The organism is Cellulomonas sp. PS-H5 (genome assembly GCF_019265565.1).
Taxonomy (GTDB): Bacteria; Actinomycetota; Actinomycetes; order Actinomycetales; family Cellulomonadaceae; genus Cellulomonas.
Genome location: NZ_JAHVCI010000001.1, coordinates 30538 through 49884, shown reverse-complemented (window position 1 = coordinate 49884; position 19347 = coordinate 30538). Strand labels below are relative to the sequence as shown.

15 protein-coding genes are annotated in these 19347 nt (G+C 66.9%); 6 read left to right on the top strand and 9 right to left on the bottom strand.

Translation table 11 applies throughout. The annotated features are described in order from the left end of the window. Positions 1-21 precede the first annotated feature (21 nt). From J5O08_RS21815 to J5O08_RS00160, 7 genes are all read right to left on the bottom strand, one after another. A complete protein-coding gene (locus J5O08_RS21815; RefSeq protein ID WP_374225903.1) occupies positions 22-159 on the bottom strand; it encodes a restriction endonuclease in 138 nt (45 codons plus the stop codon). 536 nt (positions 160-695) lie between these two features. Then, positions 696-1859 carry a restriction endonuclease subunit S gene (locus J5O08_RS00185; RefSeq protein WP_218704840.1) on the bottom strand — a complete coding sequence of 388 codons (1164 nt, stop codon included), beginning with the start codon at positions 1857-1859 and terminating at the stop codon, positions 696-698. Next, positions 1856-3337: a class I SAM-dependent DNA methyltransferase gene (locus tag J5O08_RS00180; RefSeq protein WP_218704839.1), complete on the bottom strand. Its 1482-nt coding sequence runs from the start codon at positions 3335-3337 to the stop codon at positions 1856-1858. Before J5O08_RS00180 ends, J5O08_RS00185 begins: the two co-directional genes overlap by 4 nt. Before the next feature lie 199 nt (positions 3338-3536). Next, positions 3537-4757, bottom strand: coding sequence for an aldose epimerase family protein (locus J5O08_RS00175; RefSeq protein ID WP_255589044.1), 1221 nt, complete (start codon positions 4755-4757; stop codon positions 3537-3539). A gap of 224 nt (positions 4758-4981) precedes the next feature. After that, positions 4982-5959: an EVE domain-containing protein gene (locus J5O08_RS00170; protein WP_218704837.1), complete on the bottom strand. Its 978-nt coding sequence runs from the start codon at positions 5957-5959 to the stop codon at positions 4982-4984. Between the two features lie 237 nt (positions 5960-6196). Further along, a complete protein-coding gene (locus J5O08_RS00165; RefSeq protein ID WP_218704836.1) occupies positions 6197-8074 on the bottom strand; it encodes a UvrD-helicase domain-containing protein in 1878 nt (625 codons plus the stop codon). Beyond that, positions 8074-10257, bottom strand: coding sequence for an ATP-dependent endonuclease (locus J5O08_RS00160; protein WP_218704835.1), 2184 nt, complete (start codon positions 10255-10257; stop codon positions 8074-8076). The genes J5O08_RS00165 and J5O08_RS00160 overlap by 1 nt, the downstream gene beginning before the upstream one ends. 401 nt (positions 10258-10658) lie before the next feature. On the opposite strand from J5O08_RS00160, the gene J5O08_RS00155 reads away from it, so the two are divergent. The 5 genes from J5O08_RS00155 to J5O08_RS00135 all read left to right on the top strand — a co-directional run bounded on the left by J5O08_RS00155 (position 10659) and on the right by J5O08_RS00135 (position 17023). Next, positions 10659-11834 (top strand): ROK family transcriptional regulator, encoded by a 1176-nt coding sequence (locus tag J5O08_RS00155; RefSeq protein ID WP_218704834.1) that lies wholly within the window; start codon positions 10659-10661, stop codon positions 11832-11834. A 16-nt stretch (positions 11835-11850) separates the two neighbouring features. Continuing rightward, on the top strand, positions 11851-12657 hold the full coding sequence (locus J5O08_RS00150) for an ATP-binding cassette domain-containing protein (RefSeq protein WP_218705014.1): 807 nt from the start codon (positions 11851-11853) through the stop codon (positions 12655-12657). Positions 12658-12916: 259 nt separating this feature from the next. Next, entirely contained in the window at positions 12917-14464 is a 1548-nt protein-coding gene (gene mmsA, locus J5O08_RS00145) for a multiple monosaccharide ABC transporter ATP-binding protein (protein ID WP_218704833.1), read from the top strand. 32 nt (positions 14465-14496) lie between these two features. Then, positions 14497-15792 carry a multiple monosaccharide ABC transporter permease gene (mmsB, locus tag J5O08_RS00140; protein WP_218704832.1) on the top strand — a complete coding sequence of 432 codons (1296 nt, stop codon included), beginning with the start codon at positions 14497-14499 and terminating at the stop codon, positions 15790-15792. A 118-nt stretch (positions 15793-15910) separates the two neighbouring features. Continuing rightward, complete coding sequence (locus J5O08_RS00135) at positions 15911-17023, top strand: sugar-binding protein (RefSeq protein WP_217614680.1); 1113 nt, start codon at positions 15911-15913, stop codon at positions 17021-17023. Between the two features lie 100 nt (positions 17024-17123). On the opposite strand, the gene J5O08_RS00130 is transcribed toward J5O08_RS00135, so the two are convergent. After that, positions 17124-17825, bottom strand: a complete 702-nt coding sequence (locus J5O08_RS00130; protein ID WP_218704831.1) for a hypothetical protein — start codon at positions 17823-17825, stop codon at positions 17124-17126. 17 nt (positions 17826-17842) lie between these two features. Continuing rightward, positions 17843-18475, bottom strand: a complete 633-nt coding sequence (locus J5O08_RS00125) for a helix-turn-helix domain-containing protein (RefSeq protein ID WP_218704830.1) — start codon at positions 18473-18475, stop codon at positions 17843-17845. Between the two features lie 201 nt (positions 18476-18676). Between J5O08_RS00125 and J5O08_RS00120 the strand changes: the two genes are divergently transcribed. Next, on the top strand, positions 18677-19303 hold the full coding sequence (locus J5O08_RS00120; RefSeq protein ID WP_218704829.1) for a hypothetical protein: 627 nt from the start codon (positions 18677-18679) through the stop codon (positions 19301-19303). Positions 19304-19347 lie beyond the last annotated feature (44 nt).

The window sequence follows — 19347 nt, the reverse complement described above, 5'->3', positions numbered from 1 at the left end:
CGGTTCGCAGGGTGTCACTGCCTACGGAGATTCGCGGAACCGCTCGGCCTGGAGGTGGATCAGGTCCGAGCCAAGCGCGTGACGGTTGATGACGCCGTCGACGCCGCCGTCGCCGGAGCGCGTGGTGCGCAGTTTGGCGCGATCCGTGCCGCAAACGATAGCGGTGAGAAGCCGACGAAGGGTGCACTCGAAGAACTGCCCGTCCCCATCGCGGAGCCTCTGGAGCAGGTCGGGGGCGGTTGCTAGGTGGCTGACTCAGCGGCGTCGAGCAGTTCGCCCGGGTCACTGGTGACGTCGGCGGCATCTGCAGGCGCCTCGTCCTTGATGGTGACGGACGCACGTCGCGTCGATTCCTACTCGTCTTAGGCGGGAGGTGCTTGAAGGTCGCCTTGCGCGAAACCTTGCGGGTGTCTTGCCAAGAACCTTCGACCGGCATCGGTGATGCGGACCACGCCTCGGCGCAACGTCTCCGGAAGCCGGGCGGACTTTGCCGAGTCCGCTCGGTTCTCCGCAGCGACATTGTCCGTCTCCTGCACTGAAGCACGCGGAGCGCTTCACACACCCCGACGAGATCGAGCGACACCGAGTAAAGGGCCCGGCGACCCCAGTCCATGCCTTGCGAGACCGCCTGAATTACCGGATGAAGGAACTGTCACCAATGCGGGACCCCAGGCCCGTCGCCCTTACCTCGAAAATCAATACAGCTCGCCCCGGAAAGCACGGAACCGGAGGGACTCTGAAAGTTCGATGTCGGCCGCGAGCGCGCCTCGCACTAGTGCAATCTGGGCATTAATCGCCTCGGATCGAGCTTCGAATTCCCGCTGAAGAGGAAGGGGTGGCAGTGGCGCTAAATACTCTAGCAGCTCGGATTTCCTGATGTTCCGGACACCTGCCGCACCACTCGCGCGGTGGCGAATGAAGGCCCGCGCCTCTGGCGAACGCAACACCGCTAGTATGAATGCGGGCAGAACGACGGCTCCCGGCTTCGTTTCGAGCCTCCAGACCTTGTCCGGTAGGAAAAGTTCTCCAGGGTCAACATCGACGAGGGCAGTCGCACCCAGGAGGTCGAGCGAGCCACTCGCTCGACCGAATAGAACGTCACCTCTCTGCAGTCGATGAGTGGCCGGCGGGCTGTAGTCGCGGGGCATCGGCTTGGACTCGGTTCGCACGAATCGGCCGCCGGAGATCGCGCTGACTTTGATTACACGGTTGACGGGATGTGCGTCGGTGTCGGAACCCAAGACGTTCTTCCCACTGAGGAAGTCCACCCCCATATCCTTGAGTCGCGAGCGCTTTGGGGTGCCGGCGAACATGGCGTGGAAGGTCGACTGGGTGAGAGCGTCGAGGCGAGCAAGAACCAGGCGCCGCTTCGAGCATATCGCCTCCGCCTGGTCTAGAATCGCCGCGATCCGCCGCTGCTCCTCGATGGGCGGCAACGGAACCGGGATCACCTGCAGCTTTGCCTTGTTGAGCACAGCCCCCATTGCCGCTCTGTTCGAATTACCGGCCCAGTCAAGAACTGCAAGAGCTTGAGCAAGATAGCCAGGATCCAGGCGTGCGGGATCTCTGATCGGCAGCGCCGCGATCGCTTCGTTGGTAAATAGCGGCACGCGGGCGATGCCAACTTTGCCTATGCTCAGCTTGAAACTGATCAGCACCGTTCCTGGAGGTACGCGCTTCCCGCCGATTGCACCGGCTGCGGTTATTTGCTCCTTCGTTGTCACAATGTCGAGGCCCTGGTTCATGTCGGCAATCGAGAGCCACGGCTCGCCAGGGCCCCAGTACGCCGGATTGGCCCGAGCAGGAGTCCGTCCGATCACGATGTCGCAGAGCTCCCCCAGGGGCGCGCTGGCGATCATCCGAGCATCGCCTCAAGGCTTTCGACACCTTCGACTATCTCCTCGTTGAGGATTTTGATGTCCGCAATGATCTCCGCCGGCATCCGGTGCTCTCCATCCGCCTGCACGGTCTCCTTGTACCGGTTGAGCGACAGGTCGTACCCCTGTCCTGCGATGTCGGCCTTCGAAACTACGAAGGACTGCTCGGTTCGAGCCCGGTCGCGTTCCGTCGTCGTACGCGCTGTCCACCTGGCCAGCACGTCCGGCAGGTCGCTCGCCTCGACAGGGTTGCGCCTGTCGTCGAGCGAAAATCCGTCGGCCTGAACGTCGTAGAACCACACCTCGTCGGTGCCGCCGGAGTCAGTCCGCGTGAATACGAGGATCGCGGTCGAAACTCCGGCGTACGGCTTGAACACGCCCGAGGGCAACTTGATCACCGCGTCGAGCTTGTGATCCTCGACGAGGGTCTTTCGCAGCGTCTTGTGTGCCGAGGACGAACCGAACAGCACCCCGTCGGGCACGATCACGGCAGCCCGTCCACCACGCTGTAGCAGCCGCAGGAAGAGCGCGAGGAAGAGCAATTCGGTCTTTTTGGTTTTGACGACCTTGAGCAGGTCCTTGCTCACGGCCTCGTAGTCGAGCGAGCCGGCGAACGGTGGGTTCGCCAGGATCAGCGAGTACTTGCCCTCGTCGCCGCCGGCCGCCTCCGACAGCGAGTCCCGGTAGCGGATGTCCGGCTTTTCGACGCCATGCATGAGCATGTTCATGCTCCCAATGCGCAGCATGGTGCGGTCGAAGTCGTACCCGTGGAACATCGACGAGTGGTACCGGCTGCGCTGGGCGCTGTCGGTCAGCACTGCCGGGTGGTGTTCACGGACGTACTCGCTCGCAGCCATCAGGAAGCCCGCCGTGCCGCAGGCGGGGTCGCAGATCTCGTCCTGCGGGGAGGGTGCGGTGAGTTGCACCATCAGCTCGATGATGTGCCGCGGCGTGCGGAACTGGCCGTTTTGGCCCGACGCCGCCAGCTTGCCGAGCATGTACTCGTACAAGTCCCCATTGGTGTCGCGGCGGTTCATCGGCACGTCGCTGAGCAGGTCGACGACCTTCGCGAGCAGACCCGGTGACGGGATGGTCAGGCGCGCGCCCTCCATGTGGGCAGCGTACGTCGAGCCGTCCGCGCCCAGGGTGCGCAGGAACGGGAAGACGTGCTTGTCCACCAGGTCGAATGACGTCTGCGGCGCCTGATCTTTGAAGTACGACCAGCGCAGATGCGCGTACGACACTCCGGTTGGGGCGTTGCCCTCGGGGAAGAACCGCTGCTCGACCGGAGTGCCAAGGCGGTTGGCCTTGTTTTCCTCGGCGGTCTGCAGATCGTCGAGGCGACGGATGAACAGCAAGTAGGTGATCTGCTCGATCACCTCCAGCGGGTTCGAGATGCCGCCGGACCAGAAGGCGTCCCAGACTCGATCGACCTTGCTCTTCAACTCGCCTGTGATCACGGTTGATGAGCCTACCCACTCGCAGATGGTGACCGTGCGGCGCAGGCTGCCAGACACGTGTCGTGCGCCACGTCGCTTTGCGCCCCGTTCTGGCGCGAGGCCTTGTGTCACGGCTCCGCTCGACCGCTGCGGATCAACTCCCGATCGGGAGACGGTGTCGCACGGCGCTGTCCTCCGACCGGGACGTTCGCGAGTCAGTTCATCGCCGCCCGCGCGACAGGTCGAACACCGTCGTCGTGTCGTACGTCTCCCCCGGCCGCAGCGTGGTGCTCGGGAACTGCGGCTGGTTCGGCGAGTCCGGGAAGTGCTGCGTCTCGAGCGCCAGCCCGTCCGACTGCCGGTACACGTGCCCGCCGGTGCCGACGAGCGTCGCGTCCAGGAAGTTGCCCGAGTAGAACTGGATGCCCGGCTCGGTCGTCCACATCTTCAGCGTCCGCCCGGAGTCCGGGTCACGGAGTTTCGCCGCCAGCTGGAGGCTGCCGTCGTCGGGCCGGTCGAGCACCCAGTTGTGGTCGTAGCCCTGCCCGAACAGCAGCTGCTCGAACGGTTCGCGGATGCGCTCGCCGATCGGCGTCGCCGACCGGAAGTCCATCGGCGTGCCCGAGACGTCGGCGATCTCGCCGGTCGGGATCAGCGTGGAGTCGACCAGCGTGTAGCCGCTCGCCGGCAGCGTGAGCTCGTGGTCGAGGATCGACGACGTGCCCTCGCCCTGGAGGTTCCAGTAGGTGTGATTCGTCAGGTTCACGACCGTCGGCGCGTCCGTCGTCGCCGTGTAGTGGATCTCGAGCTTCTGGTCGCGGGTCAGCGTGTAGGTGACCTGGACGTCGAGGTTGCCCGGGTAGCCCTCCTCGCCGTCGGGGCTCAGGTAGTTGAGCTGGAGGCCGACGGTGCCGCTGTTCTGGATCGGCGTCGCGGTCCATACCTTGGTGTCGAAGCCGTTGAAGCCGCCGTGCAGGCTGTTCGGGTCGTTGTTGATCGGCAGCTGGTACGTGGTGCCGTCGAGCTCGAACTGACCGTTCGCGATGCGGTTGCCGTACCGGCCGATGAGCGCGCCGAAGTACGGGCCCGGGTTGTTGTTGTCGAGGTAGCCCTGCAGGTCGGCGAAGCCGAGGACGACGTTCACCGGGTCCTTGCGGCCGTTCGGGACCTCGAGCGACTGGATGATGCCGCCATAGGTCAGAATCCGGACGGTCATGCCGCGGTTGCTGAGGGTGTACCGCTCGACGGCGGTGCCGTCCTCGGAGGTCCCCCACGGCTCGGACGTGATGGTGGCCCTGTCGTGGTGCCCGCCTCCCTTGTCACCACCCCAACGGTCAGTGGTGTCATCGGCTCCCAGAGCGGCAGGGCCGCCCGAGACGAGCAGTGCGGCGACTGCGAGCGGGGCGACGACGCCCACGAGGCCGCGACGGAGTTGACGCATGCGCATGTGACTCCCCCTTGTCCACGTCGGCCGGCGCCGCCCCCTGGGACGTCGGTGTCCCGCGGCGCGGCGACCCTGGCGCGTGACGTGGACGGGGTCGGGGGCCCGGAGGGGCGGTGCGGTCGGTGTCGACGCTAGGACGACACATGCCGGCGGTCAACGCTCCGTTCGGCGCGCAGCGCGCCTGCTCGACCGAATCGGCGTCTCCACCAACTGAGCGGGACCTACCGCGCGAGCTCGACCTCGGGTGAGCCCGCACCCTCCGGCAGCGCCATGGCCACCAACTCCGGCGACAGACCCGAGTCGGACGCCTTCGAGAGGTGCCACGCGAAGTGCGGGGCGGTCCAATCCGAGAACGCCTTGCAGGTTCGACCGATGAGCAGAGCCCGGGCTGCTTCGGCATCACCGCTGAGTTCGCCCACCGCAACCACGACGCCCGCACCGTCCACGCTGATCCACCCGAGCTCGAACAGGGCGTCACATCCCAGAACGCAGGCGGGCATCGCCACCGCACGGAAGTCGCGCCGCTCATCGTCGCTGCACGCACTGCGACGCTTGATGTGCGCAGCCCGCAGAAGGCTCACCGGAAGCAACCGCCCGCACACAGCGCACTCAGCAACCGTTGCCGTGCCAAAGAGGAAGCGACGTAGAGCCGCTTGCTCACCGCGCGCGACCCCTTCGAACACGACATCGACGGTTCCGCTGTAGTGATGGGTCTGGCCCTCCGGTTGTCCCGGTCCGGTAGAGCCTCCCCCGGACGAACCGTCCGCGGCCGCCGGAGCTGGACCACCAACACGCTCGAGAACCCAGTCGTAGATCTCGGTCGTTGCCGCCCAGAGGTAGCCCTGTTTGACCCCATGGTTCTTGTTGAACGGCCCCTCGAAGATCTGATCAGTGCGGAGCTCGACCGGCATCTCCGCGAGGGGGATCGGATCGTCGAACACTCGGTAGTCGACTCGCACCATGAGACCGGCGTCGTCCCAGTCGCTGTTGAACCCCTTCGGCCGAGGCCATCCCCGCGCATCGGCGATGACGACTCCCAGCGCCCGCACCCCCTGGGCGTAGTGGATCACCAAATCTCCGACCTGGACCTCGCGCATGTGCCGCCAGTGGGACGGGACCGCACTGTCGGGCGACCACAGGAGCTCCTGCTTGACCGAAGCCGCGAAAGTCGATCCCTGGTTTACCCACCAGACAGCCACCTGGCACCACCCTTCGTCACGCGGACGCTATGGCGGATGCCGTTGTGGCACGGCGCAATTGTGTCTCCTTCGCCCTCATGCAGCGCCGGTTCACCCGAACGGCGTGATTCAGTGCGCCGTACGAGTGAACGCTCGCGGGCTCCGTCGAACACGCCTCGGTTCGCCGCACTTGGTGCAGCGTTCCTGCCTCCGAGACGTCGAGCATCACGACCGTGCCCATCGGCGGATATCTCGCCCCTACATGGGTAGATCGAGATCCCCGCCGTGCACGAACTTCAACGTCGCACCTAGAGAACTGGCCCGTAATGACTCTGAGGCGAGTTTCACATTCGGAGCGAACAACACTATCGAAAGCGCCAAGCGCGCCCTTGACACGCAGACGTACAGAAGTCGGCGAGTGCGCTCGACGGCAGAGTCGGAGCCGGCAGCTTGATTCGCGACATCGGTCGGCGAAAGCTCTGAAATCCCAAACAACTTCTCATACGAGTAGAGGCTGAACTTCCCCTCCTCATCATCAAGGACAACAATGACTCGATCGAACTCAGCGCCTTTAGTTCCGTGCTGCGTGGAGTAGGGTGACTGCTGGTTGATGTACTTGTAGTATCCGACGAGTTCTGACAGTGAACACTTACTCATTGCGTCGAGCACTGCAAGCGTTTCCGGCTCGAGCACAATGTCGTCCTGATCGCCGCCTGGGTACAGATACGCGGCCAGACGAGGATCCAGTTCGACGATGGCGCGATCTGCCGCAAACCGAATCAACTCGCCGAGGGTCGCAGTCTCCGGATTCTCCGACATCCGTCGCAGGTCTTTTACCGCCGCCCTACTACTAGCCAACGCCGACTTCGCATGCCCCGCCGCCAGACCTCGCTGAAAAGCTGGACTCTTGTCTCGCAGCACACCCACCAGCTCGGGAGAGGATGCACTCTCGGATTGACACAGCGGTAGAATCACGTCCCGGAATGGCGCGAGCGGCCAGGCTACACCTTCACTGAAAGCCTGATCGAGTGAATTGGCCTTATTGTCGCTGAACGCCGCGTACAGCGCGCCGAAACCCAGGCGACGCGCCGCCATTCGGTGTACGATCATCAATATTTTGGCGCCGCCATCGTGCGCGCCCCGGGTCCAGTTCCCTTGGCCACTGTTGCGGTCTAGCCACACCCGCACACTTTCCAGCCGCTCGCTGCGCTTCTCATCAGACGGCAGCACGAAACAGTAAGCGTCGCCTTCGGGCTGGTTTTCCCGTCCACTGATTTGCTCGAGAGCGTCGCCATCGGCACGTACAGCATTGACGCATTCCAAGACTCGACGCGAGGACCTAAAGTTCTGCGGCTTGTCGACCCTGACCCAGCCTTCCTCGTGAGACACCGCCCCGACGCCCTGCTGGTAGATCTGCTGCATTGGGTCGCCGAAGAAACCTAAACACATCTTGCCCCCGGCCAGAGACCATGAGTGCTTCAGCGCACGTACGACCTCGAAGAAGGTGTCCTGACTTTCGTCCACGAGCACGAACGGAAATTGTCGAGCGAGAAGCCGCGCCAACATCGGGCGCTCGATGATCAGTTCCGGAACCATCTTGATCACGTCGGCGTGACCTACAACGCCACGTGCGTAGTCGGACCCGATCCCATATGTCCATCGGGAAACGTTGACGATAGCCTCGCGCTGCCTCTGCCTCTTGACGAGATCCTGTGCATCGCGCTCCTTGGTGCTGTCACGCGTCCGCGCCGTGTATTGCTCTTGCTTTTCGAGGATCTGATCGATCTGCTCTACGATCCGCGCCGCGACCCACACCGCAACGTCAGCTTGGAATGGCTTCACCAGGTGCCAAAGGAAGCTGTGGATGGTTGAGACGAACGCCAGCGGGTCGTTGCCGATCTCGTCGCGGATCTCCCTTGCCGCAATCTCAGTGTAGGTTATGCAAGCAACGCGTTGTTTCTTTGCGAGAAGAAGGGGGCCGCGAGTTCGAGTCACGTATGCCAGTGCCTTCACCAATGAGGTGGTCTTCCCGGATCCAGCCCCCGCGATAACCGAAAATCCGGTGAGCTCGGTTCGATCTAGGATGGCTCTGATCTCGCGATCTGCTGCGGTATCCGGCGTGGAGATCCTCGACATCACCGCTCACCGTCTTCGCTAGTTTGTTCCGCGAGTTCTCCTCGAACCAGTGGTTCGAGTCTGTCGCGCAGCCACTCCAGCCCTTCTGTCAGATACGCGGGCGCTTTCCACTCGTGCATGACGGAAGCAACAACTCCGAGGACGAACGCCGTCTTGTCAAAATGCGATCCCTTGACTCGCTTAAAGATTGCGTCATGGAGATCCTCGATCGAGAGCTCGGATGACCCACGAATTCTCAGGCCCAGCGATTTGCCTTCTTCCCCTTGGGTCCAATCGAGATTCTGCAGCGCGAATGCTTCTTCAAGAGTTCGACCGGCTCGGTCCTCCGATGCGCCTTGCCAAGACACCGTCTCGCGGGTTTGGTACGAAACGCGAACCGGGGTGGACGGAGCGCTCCCATGACCGGACACCTTGAGATCGTTATCCGCGTCGAGGAGTTCCTGGATGGAACTGATTTGCGGCAGCCACTGTTTGAGCGTCGCGTTCGAAGTCACCGCTCCAGGCGTATGAACCGTACAGGCCTTCCCTGGGCTCAATGCGTCATCCTCCTCTGCTTCGCCTTCGGCAGACGGCACGCGAGCAAGTACGCTATCCAGGTCCGTGATGACCAGAGTTGGCAATCCAAGAAACGTCATTAGCTTCTCAAACTTGAATGCAAAGGCGCCCCCAACTTCGAGGATTGTGAGGTGGCAGGACCGAAGGGCTGGAACGAAACGTTCGATGACAAGCGGCAGGAGAAGTCTCTCGACATTGCCCTCGACGAGTACGGCGCCGTCGGCGAAAAATAGGTCGCAGTGTGTCAACTTGATATACTGCTGGAGAAAGTCGCGGGTAGCGAGCTCTTCTTCGTCATAGAATCTCGAGAGGTTTTTGACGTCGCTGCACTGCAAGCCTTCAGTCATCACCACACGAGAGAAGTAGCGGATCGGACGAAAGTTGCTCTCGTATACTATGTGCGGCGAATGAGTTGTCACCACCAGTTGCGTTTGGAAGTCAGGATCGACCTCTGGGATGATGTCGAGGATCTTCCTGATGAAAACCTGTTGCAGTTGCGCGTGAAGATGGGCTTCGGGCTCTTCGATCATCACGAGGTGGATCGGCGGTCGGTCCTGCTGGGATTCGCTCCAGGCCTGGTGGAAATCTAAAACCTCCACGACCATGAATATCAAGTTCTTGAAGCCGAGACCGTTGTATTGATCGGGTAGCATCTGTTCGACCGCCGCGGCCCCTCCCGCGCTCGGGAGCGCGTAGTGCACCCGAGCGCTGGAGCTGAGGATTCCGTAAGCATTGAACGAAGCTTTGACGACCAAGCCTGGGTTCGCGACCCCCGGATATCCCACCTCTGCGAGGCGATCCAGGGTCGGCCCAAACACCCTGGCGAAGTGATCATTGAGCCGATCTTCTGATTCTGCGATGGCCCCGAGCGCGTCGAGATCTGTGTCCATCTTGTCGAGATTCCGGGCGTAGAATCTACTGAGCCGCTTGGAAAGGTCTTCACTGCGGCCTCGGGAGTCAGCATCAGACAGGTGGCGCTGCGCGTTGAGGAAGTCCACCCGGACGATCGAGTCGACAATCTTCGATGCGCCGCTACCGTGTGTGCCCAGGAAGAAAGGGTCATATCCCTCCTCGAGCATCAGGTCAGCGTCGCATCGCGCCGGATTCAGAGAGAAGTACTTTATCTCATACTCCTGCGGGAGGCGCTTGTCGAGATAATCGACCATTGATTGTGGCCATGCCCGGAAAGATGTGGAAGCTCCGGCGGTTGTGGCATGCGCCTTGGCGCGCGCCTCCTTGTAGTTCTCGATGAGCGCGATTGCATTCTTGGGCGCGTACACCATCCGCACGCCGACCGGTTCGCCGTTCCAGTCGAGGCTTGGTAGCAGTTCGAGGACGCGGTGGAGGTTGTCTTCGTCGACGTCGAACCAAAGATCGAAAGTGATTTTAGGCAACTCGGTCCATGGGTCCGCGTCCACCGCATTGAAGCGCGCCCAGCAATCCGCCGTGAAATCGTATATCTGAAACGGTGGGCGCGGTTGCTGACCAAGGAACAGCTGGAACAGGTGCGTAGCCGAAGTCTTTCCGCTGTTGTTTGCGCCGACAAAGACCGTTTGGTCCCTCTCCAAGTCGACTCGAACATTTCTTAAGCGCCGGAAGTTCTCGACTCGGAATGCTTTGATGTGCACGCGTTTCCTCGCTTCTTACGATTGCATTCCAGTCGACCGGTGCCAAACCGAAGCGCTTAGCCCGGCTCCAGGAGCCGTCGAGGTGATCGGAGTCCCCAGTTACGACAACCTTGAGTTAGGAACTCACGCTAGCTGCGCAAGACGCGCAGCGGGCGGCACTTCGATGCGTTCACCCAAGCGGGTCACTGGTCATGTGCCCGGCGGCTCCTCGAGAGGGCACCAATCACGGGACATCTCGTCGAGCCAGGCGTGCTGCGACGAGCGGGCTCGCGGGCCAGCCGAGCCGGTGGGCCTGCCTGGAGGCGGAAGGCTTCGTTGAAGAGGCCGATGATGCAAGCGGGCGGATCTTCCGGAGTACTCTCCCTTCAACCACGGCGGAGTGATCGGGAGGCCTCACCCACATGGCCGGCTCCCAAACAGCCCTGCGCGAAGCCAACCGCGCCACGGTCGTCGACACCATCCGCCGCTACGGCGGCCTCACCCAGGTCGAGCTCGCCTCCACCACGGGCCTGAGCGCCGCCACGGTCAGCAACATCGTCCGCGAGCTCCAACAAGCGGGCGAGGTCGACGTCCGCGCCACGGTCCACAACGGCCGCCGCGCCATGCTCGTCACGATGGTCCACCGCACCGGCCTCGCGGCGGGCGTCCACGTCGGCACCCGCCACATGAGCATCACCCTTACCGACTCGGCCCACCAGGTCCTCGTCGAGCAGGCCCTCCCCCTCCCCCACGAGCACCGCGCCGACACCAGCCTCGACCGCGCTGCCCTCCTCATCGTCGAGCTCCTGGCCCGCGTGGGCGCCGACATGACCGAGCTCCTCGGCATCGGCATCGGCCTCCCCGCCCCGGTCGACGCCGCGACCGGCACCGTCTCGGTCCCCGGCATCCTCCGCGGCTGGGACGACGCCCCCGTCGCCCAGGTGATGTCGAAGCGCCTGGGCGTCCCGGTGTTCGTCGACAACGACGCCAACCTCGGCGCCCTCGCCGAGAGCCGCCTCGGCGCGAGCCGGCACTTCCAGGACTCCGTCTACGTCCGCGCGTCCCACGGCACCGGCGCCGGCATCTCCCTGCACCAGAACCTGCACCGCGGGTTCGCCGGCACGGCGGGCGAGATCGGCCACGTCCAGGTCGACGCCCAGGGCCACGTCTGCCTGTGCGGGAGCCGCGGCTGCCTCAACACCGTCGTCGGCGCCCCGGCGCTCATCGAGGTCCTCCGTGCCAGCCGCGGCAGCCTGACCCTCCGGGACATCGTCGCCCTCGCCAACGACGGCGACCCCGGCTGCCGCCAGGTCGTCGAGGACGCCGGCGCCACCATCGGCGCCGTCGTCGCGGGCCTGGCGATCGCCGTGAACCCGCAGTGCGTCGTGGTCGGCGGCGAGCTCGCGGAGACCGGCGAGCTGCTGATCGGCCCGATGCGCGAGGCCATCCGCCGCCGGGTGCCGCTCAACCACATCGCGCCGCTCGAGGTGGTCGCCGCGGAGCTCGGCCCGAACGCCGAGGTCATGGGCGCGGTGCTGCTCGCGCTGGAAAACACCCGCACCACCCTCCCCACATACGCCCGGCCGGACGGAGACTGAGACCGTGGCACTCGACGTGGAGTGGACGACGACGCAGCAGCAGGGCCGATCGAAGCCCGGCGGCCCGCCCCTGCTCGCCCTGTGCAAGGTCACCAAGCGGTTCGGCGCCGTCGAGGCGCTGACCGACGCCGACCTCACCGTGCACGCGCACGAGGTCGTCGCGCTGGTCGGCGACAACGGGGCGGGGAAGTCGACGCTCGCCAAGATCATCTCCGGGGTGCTCCAGCCCGACAGCGGCACCATCGAGATCGACGGCGACCCCGTCGCCATCCCCAACCCCGCCGGCGCCCACGCCCTCGGCATCTCGACGGTGTTCCAGGACCTCGCGCTGTGCGAGAACCTCAGCGTCGCGGCGAACATCTTCCTCGGCCGCGAGCTGCGCGCGTCGAAGCGCAGCCCGATGGACATCGACGGCATGGAGCTGGCGTCCGCGCAGATCCTCCGGGACCTGACGATCACGGTGCCGTCGGTCCGGACGCCCGTGCGCGAGCTGTCGGGCGGGCAGCGGCAGGCCGTCGCCATCGCCCGGACGCTGACGACGCGGCCCCGGATCCTCGTGCTCGACGAGCCGACCGCCGCGCTGTCCGTCGTGCAGACCGCCGAGGTGCTGATGCTGGTCGAGCGGCTGCGCGAGATGGGCCTCGGCGTCGTGATCATCAGCCACAACCTGGCCGACCTGCGGGCGGTGTCCGACCGCATCGAGGTGCTGCGGCACGGCCGCAACAACGGGTCGTTCGACGCGGCGACGTCGGCGCCGGAGGAGATCATCGGGGCCATCGCCGGGGCCACGCGGGCCGTGCGCCCGGCGTGGGCGACGCGCTAGCCCGGCTTCAACCGCCGAACGCGATTGCCTTCAGAAGTTGTGGGCAATGCCGCCACTGGGCCCGAGCAAGCGCCCACCTCGCCCCGGTTCGCCCAGATCCCTACCGCTTGACCCGCGTCCGGTTGCGATTCAGTAACACGCTGCCCCTTGATTGCCTTCAGAGGTTGACGGGAAGGTCGGGCCGGTCCTAGCGTCCACCGCGAGCTCGACAGACCGGCACCGACGCCGGCCGTGCAGCGCGGCACAGAGAGCAGGCACGATGCTGGACACCCCCGTCGTCCTCGAGATGAGGTCGATCACCAAGACCTTCCCCGGCGTGAAGGCGCTGGACCAGGTCCGGATGACGGTGCGCGAGCGCGAGATCCACGCGATCTGCGGCGAGAACGGCGCCGGCAAGTCGACGCTGATGAAGATCCTGTCCGGCGTCTACCCGCACGGGACCTACGAGGGCGAGATCGTCTACCAGGGCGAGGAGGTCCGGTTCAAGGACATCAAGTCCAGCGAGCGGGCCGGCATCGTGATCATCCACCAGGAGCTGGCGCTCATCCCCGAGCTGTCGATCGCGGAGAACATCTTCCTCGGCAACGAGGTCGCCGGGCCGCTCGGCATCGACTGGGACGCCACCCGCGAGAAGGCGGCGGAGCTCCTGGCCCGAGTCGACCTGACCATCTCCCCCGACGAGCAGGTCAAGAACATCGGCGTCGGCCAGCAGCAGCTCGTGGAGATCGCCCGGGCGCTGGCCAAGGACGTGAAGCTGCTCATCCTCGACGAGCCGACGTCGGCGCTGAACGAGGAGGACTCCGCGCACCTGCTGGACCTGCTGCGCGACCTCCGCGCGAAAGGCATGACCAGCATCATGATCAGCCACAAGCTCAACGAGATCGCCGCCATCGCCGACTCGATCACGATCATCCGGGACGGGAAGACCGTCGAGACGCTGGACGCCGGTGCGGGCGAGGTCGACGAGGACCGGATCATCCGCGGCATGGTCGGCCGGTCGCTCGACCACCGGTTCCCGGACCACACCCCGAACATCGGCGAGACGTTCTTCGAGGTGCGGGACTGGTGGGTCGAGCACCCGACGGTCGCGGACCGGATGGTCTGCAAGGGCTCGGCGTTCGAGGTCCGGCACGGCGAGATCGTCGGCTTCGCCGGGATCATGGGCGCCGGGCGCACCGAGCTCGCGCGGTCGATCTTCGGCCGGTCGTACGGGCGGTTCCGCGGCGGCGAGATCCTCATCGACGGCGAGCCGGTCGAGCTGCACACCGTCCAGCAGGCCATCGACCACAAGATCGCCTACGTCCCGGAGGACCGGAAGGTCCAGGGCCTCAACCTGCTGGACAGCATCCTCGACACCATCGTGTCGGCCGACCTGCGGCGGATCACCAAGCACCGGGTCCTCGACACCGACCTGGCGTTCCTGGCCTCCGAGCACTACCGGAAGTCGCTGAACATCCGGACGCCGTCGGTCCGGCAGGGCGTCGCCAAGCTGTCGGGCGGCAACCAGCAGAAGGCGCTGCTCGGGAAGTGGATGTTCCCGGAGCCGGACCTGCTCATCCTCGACGAGCCGACCCGCGGCGTGGACGTCGGCGCGAAGTACGAGATCTACGGCCTCGTGCAGCGCCTCGCCGACGCGGGCAAGGGCGTCGTCGTCATCTCCTCCGAGCTGCCGGAGCTGCTCGGCCTGTGCGACCGGATCTACACGATCTTCGAGGGCCGGGTCACCGGCGTCCTCGACCGGGAGCAGGCCGACCAGGAGTCGCTGATGCGGCTGATGACCGGCACCAGCCCGGCGCTCACGAACTGATCCAGCGGAACCCGACGAAGGACTACCGGACGATGACGTCTCTCAAGCAGCTGTTCGGCGGCGGCGCCCGCCAGTTCGGCATGGTGTTCGCGCTGATCGCGCTGGTGATCATCTTCCAGATCGCCACCGGCGGGAAGGTGCTCACGCCGACCAACGCGCAGAACATCATCAACGGCAACTCGTACGTGCTGATCCTGGCGATCGGCATGGTGCTGGTGATCATCGCCGGGCACATCGACCTGTCGGTCGGGTCGGTGGCCGCGGTGGTCGGCATCATCGTGGCGCTGGCGATCCGCGACTGGGGCATCCCCTGGTGGGCGGGCATCCTGCTCGGCCTGGCCGTCGGGGCGGTGATCGGCGCCTGGCAGGGGTTCTGGGTCGCCTACGTCGGCATCCCGGGGTTCATCACCACGCTCGCCGGGATGATGTTCTTCCGCGGCGCCAACCAGTACATCGGCAAGTCGAACACCGTCCCGGTCCCCGAGGAGATCCAGACGCTCGGCGCCGGCTATCTGCCCGAGTGGGGCCCGAACACCGGCCTGAACAACTGGACGCTGCTGCTCGGCATCCTGGCCGTCGCGGGCGTCGTCTACGGCGAGCTCCGCAAGCGCCGGTCCGCCCGCCGCCTCGGCGGCACCCCGGTCCCGCTGTGGGTGTCGATCACGCGGATGGTCGCCCTCGGCGCCGTCATCGCCTACGCCACCGTCCTGTTCGGCAGCGGCCGCGTCGGCACGTCGTTCCCGGTCTCCGGCGTCATCCTCGGGGTCCTGGTCCTGCTGTACGGCTTCGTCTCGAGCCGCACCATCACCGGCCGGCACGTGTACGCGGTCGGCGGCAACAAGGTCGCGGCGGCGCTGTCCGGCGTCAACATCCGCCGGACCAACTTCTTCGTCATGATGAACATGTCCGTGCTGGCGGCGCTGGCCGGCATCGTCTTCATCGGCCGGTCGACCGCCTCCGGGCCGTTCGACGGCACCAACTGGGAGCTCGACGCGATCGCCGCGGTGTTCATCGGCGGCGCGGCGGTCTCCGGCGGTGTCGGCACCGTCGTCGGGTCGCTCATCGGCGGCCTGGTGATGGCGGTGCTGAACAACGGCCTGCAGCTCATGGGCGTCGGCTCGGACAGCACCCAGATGATCAAGGGCCTGGTGCTGCTCGCCGCGGTCGCCTTCGACGTCTACAACAAGGTCCAGGGCCGGCCGTCGATCGTCGGGCTGCTGATGAAGGGCGCCCGGCGCGGCCGACCCACGGACCCCGGCCCTGACGACAGCACCGCCGGGACCGGCGCGGTGCCGGTGTCGCAGAACGAGACGCTGGCGCGGAGCTGAGCGGGCGCCGCCGGCGCCGACCCCTGACCCCACACCTGTCCTCCATCGTGCCGACCCCCGGCACGACGCTCGACCGCACCCAACGACGGGTGCCCAACCAGGAAGAGTGACACCACCCATGAAGAAGCTGACTGCGGCGCTGGTCGCCGCCGGGGCCGCCGGAGCACTGCTCCTGTCCGGCTGCTCGTCCGAGCGTGGCGGGTCGTCCACCGAGGAGACTGCCGGGTCGTCCGAGAGCGGCGGCGGCGGCTTCGCGGCCGACGCCACCATCGGCGTCGCCCTGCCGCAGAAGACGTCGGAGAACTGGGTGCTCGCCGAGCAGCTGTTCAAGGACGGGCTGACCGAGGCCGGGTACAACCCGATCGTGCAGTTCGCGAACAGCGGCGTCACCGAGCAGCAGAACCAGATCCAGGCCATGACCGAGCAGGGCGCCAGCGTGATCGTCGTCGGCGCGATCGACGGCTCGCAGCTGGGCTCCCAGCTCGAGGCGGCGGTCGACTCCGGCGCCCACGTCATCGCCTACGACCGCCTGGTGAAGAACACCGACGCCGTCGACATGTACGTGGCGTTCGACAACTACCAGGTCGGCGTCCTGCAGGGGCAGGCGCTGCTCGAGGGCCTCGCGGAGCGCAAGGGCGAGGGCCCGTACAACATCGAGCTCATCGCCGGCTCCCCCGACGACGCCAACTCCACGCCGTTCTTCGAGGGCGCCATGAGCGTCCTGCAGCCGAAGATCGACGACGGCACCCTGGTCGTCGTCTCCGGCCAGACCTCGTTCGAGCAGGTCGCGACGCAGGGCTGGAAGGCCGAGAACGCGCAGAAGCGCATGGACACGATCCTCGCCGGCTCCTACGGCTCCGAGGAGCTCGACGGCGTCCTGTCGCCGAACGACACCCTCGGCCGCGCGGCGCTCACGTCCGTGTCGCAGGCCGGCAAGGAGACCCCGGTCGTCACCGGCCAGGACTCCGAGGTCGAGTCGGTGAAGTCGATCATGGCCGGCGAGCAGTACTCGACGATCTACAAGGACACCCGCGAGCTCGTGGCGCAGACGATCAAGGAGATCCAGGCGCTGCAGAAGGGCGAGGACCCGGAGATCAACGACACCGAGTCCTACGACAACGGGGTCAAGGTCGTCCCGTCGTTCCTGCTGACGCCCGTGATCGTGACGAAGGAGAACGCGGCCGACGTGTACAAGGACGACGACACGCTGGCGCCGCTGACGCAGGGGTGACGGCGGCCGGCGTCCGGTAGGGCGGCGGTCGAGGCGAGGGGCGGGCCCGTGCGGTGGGTCCGCCCCTCGCGTCGTGCGGGGGTGCGGGGCGTGCAGGGGGTCAGGCGTCGAGGACGTCGCGCAGCGTCGCGACACCCTCCGCCGCGCCGTCCACCCGGAGCACCGTCCGCCGGTCGTCCGCGAGCGCCGCGAGCATGCCGCGGAGGTAGCGGCGGTCCCGCGGGCCCGCCTCGTCGATCCGGTCGGACGGCGCGATCAGGGTCGTCAGGACCGCGAAGTCCGCGCGGTGCCGTGCACGGGCCTGGTCGAGGACCACGGTGTGCGCCGCCGCCTTCGCGACGAGGGCGCCGAGGAGGCTCGGCCTCCGGACCCGCCCGGAAACGCCGGCCACCTCTACCGCGACGGCGGCGCTCCGGTCCAGCGCCTGCTGCGCGGCCGGCGTCTCGAGCGTCGTCCCGCCGTGCACCCCGCGGCGCGTGGCCGCGCGCTCCCCCACCCGGCGCGGGATGAGCACGTCGATCCGCGCCAGCCCGCGCGTCCAGCGGTGCTGGTGCCCGGCCGGGCTCGTGCCCGCCGACGTGAACCCCAGCGCGACGAGCGCGCTGGTGAAGCGGTGCAGGATCTGGCCGTCGGCCCGGACGTCCAGCACCGCGTCCAGGTCGTCGGTGGGCCGCGCCGGGGCGGCGCCCCGCTCGGCGCAGTGCAGGTGCACCATCTGGCCGCCGACGAGCGTCCAGCAGCCGGGGAGCCGGTCGTGCACCTCCAGGAGCGCGTGCCACCCGGCCGTCTGCGCGACGGTCATGGGCGGCAGCGCGATGGTCAAGCGGCCCGCACCGCCTGGGCGATCAGCTCGCTCGCACGGGCCAGCTCGCGCGGGCCGTCGTGCTCCGCGAGGTCGGCGGCGAGCACCAGCGGCGGGACCGGGTCCGTGGGGAGCACCGCGACGACGTGCAGGACGACGTCGGGGCGGCCGGTCGCGGGGCGCAGCAGGTGTCGCCGGCGGACCGAGTCGAGGTCGTCCCGGCGGACGTAGCCCTCGGCGAGGTCGGCGGCGCTGATGCCCGCACGGGGGTCGGAGAGGCCGGAGCGGACGACGGCCGGGTCGTCGAGCACGCCGCGGGGCTCGCGGGTGGCGAACAGGAGCCGGTCGCCGCGCGCCGCGGCCCAGGACGCGAGAAGGGTCTCCGGGGACGGATCGGTGCGGAGCCGGTCGCGGCGGTCGCGCCACCTGCCGGGCCGTGCACCGGGCGCCTGGTCCGTGGCGAGCAGGAGCCACGCCTCGGTCGGACTGAGCGGTCGGCTGCGGCGCGGCGCGATCGGGAGCGAGGCGCCGTCGACGAGCCACTGCGACCCCACGCGGCGGGCGCGGATGCGCCCCGAGGCGACGAGCTGGCGCACGCGGCGGTCGCTGACGCCGAGCGCGTCGGCTGCCTCCCGGACGGACACCTCCATGACCACATGTCTACCGGGTCCGGAAGGGAAGTGGCAACGCCTCTTCGGCGGCGCTCGGTGGGGCTGCTCGAGCGGTGAGGGCTCCGGTCCCAGTTGCACCCACCCCTGGTCTCGTTACGTTCGAGGTGAGGGGCGTGCCGAGCGCCCCTCGCGGCTACCACCGATCGAGCAGCGGTCGGGCCGACCCGCTGGAGGACCACCGTGATCACGACCCCCACCCGCCGCCCGCGCACCCACGCCCGCACGTTCGCGCTCGCCCTTGCGGCAGGCGCCCTCGTCGTCGGGACGTCGGCGTGCACCGGCGGCACCGCGGAGGCCGAGGACACCACCGACACCACGCCCGCGCCGGACCCGGTCGCGACGACGGCCGACACCGGGGCCGGCGACGACGCGACCGCGGGCGGCGACCTGCTGGACGGCACCCACCAGGTCGACATCCAGACCTACGGCGGCGAGTGGGTCACCACGACCGTCGAGGGCGGCGTGACCACGGTCGCCGACCCCGCCGAGGCCGGCGGCGTCCCGACGACGTGGGTGTTCCAGCCCACCGGCACGACGTTCCAGGTACGGACGACGTCCACCACCGACGGCCAGCCGTCCTGCCTGAGCCTGCCGGGCGACGACCTCATCACCGTGGCACCGTGCGACCCGGCCGCGCCGGACCAGCAGCTCGACGTCGCGGCGCTGGACCAGCCGGAGCAGGTGAACATCTCCTCGGCTGCGGGCGTCGTGGTGGCGGACCAGGAGGGCGGGCTCGCGCTCGACCCGGACCCGTCGAGCCCGGCGAGCGTGTTCACGCTGGTGGACCGGGGCGCGGTGGAGGGCTGATCGCGCGCCGCCGGCGGCGTGGACGCACCGACAGGCGCTCACTG

Coding starts and splice junctions, on each gene's coding strand:
- J5O08_RS00185 (WP_218704840.1), bottom strand. CDS start 1,859: ATGATCGCCAGCGCGCCCCTGGGGGAGCTCTGCGACATCGTGATCGGA.
- J5O08_RS00175 (WP_255589044.1), bottom strand. CDS start 4,757: ATGCGTCAACTCCGTCGCGGCCTCGTGGGCGTCGTCGCCCCGCTCGCA.
- J5O08_RS00165 (WP_218704836.1), bottom strand. CDS start 8,074: ATGTCGAGGATCTCCACGCCGGATACCGCAGCAGATCGCGAGATCAGA.
- J5O08_RS00155 (WP_218704834.1), top strand. CDS start 10,659: ATGGCCGGCTCCCAAACAGCCCTGCGCGAAGCCAACCGCGCCACGGTC.
- mmsA (WP_218704833.1), top strand. CDS start 12,917: ATGCTGGACACCCCCGTCGTCCTCGAGATGAGGTCGATCACCAAGACC.
- mmsB (WP_218704832.1), top strand. CDS start 14,497: ATGACGTCTCTCAAGCAGCTGTTCGGCGGCGGCGCCCGCCAGTTCGGC.
- J5O08_RS00135 (WP_217614680.1), top strand. CDS start 15,911: ATGAAGAAGCTGACTGCGGCGCTGGTCGCCGCCGGGGCCGCCGGAGCA.
- J5O08_RS00130 (WP_218704831.1), bottom strand. CDS start 17,825: ATGACCGTCGCGCAGACGGCCGGGTGGCACGCGCTCCTGGAGGTGCAC.
- J5O08_RS00125 (WP_218704830.1), bottom strand. CDS start 18,475: ATGGAGGTGTCCGTCCGGGAGGCAGCCGACGCGCTCGGCGTCAGCGAC.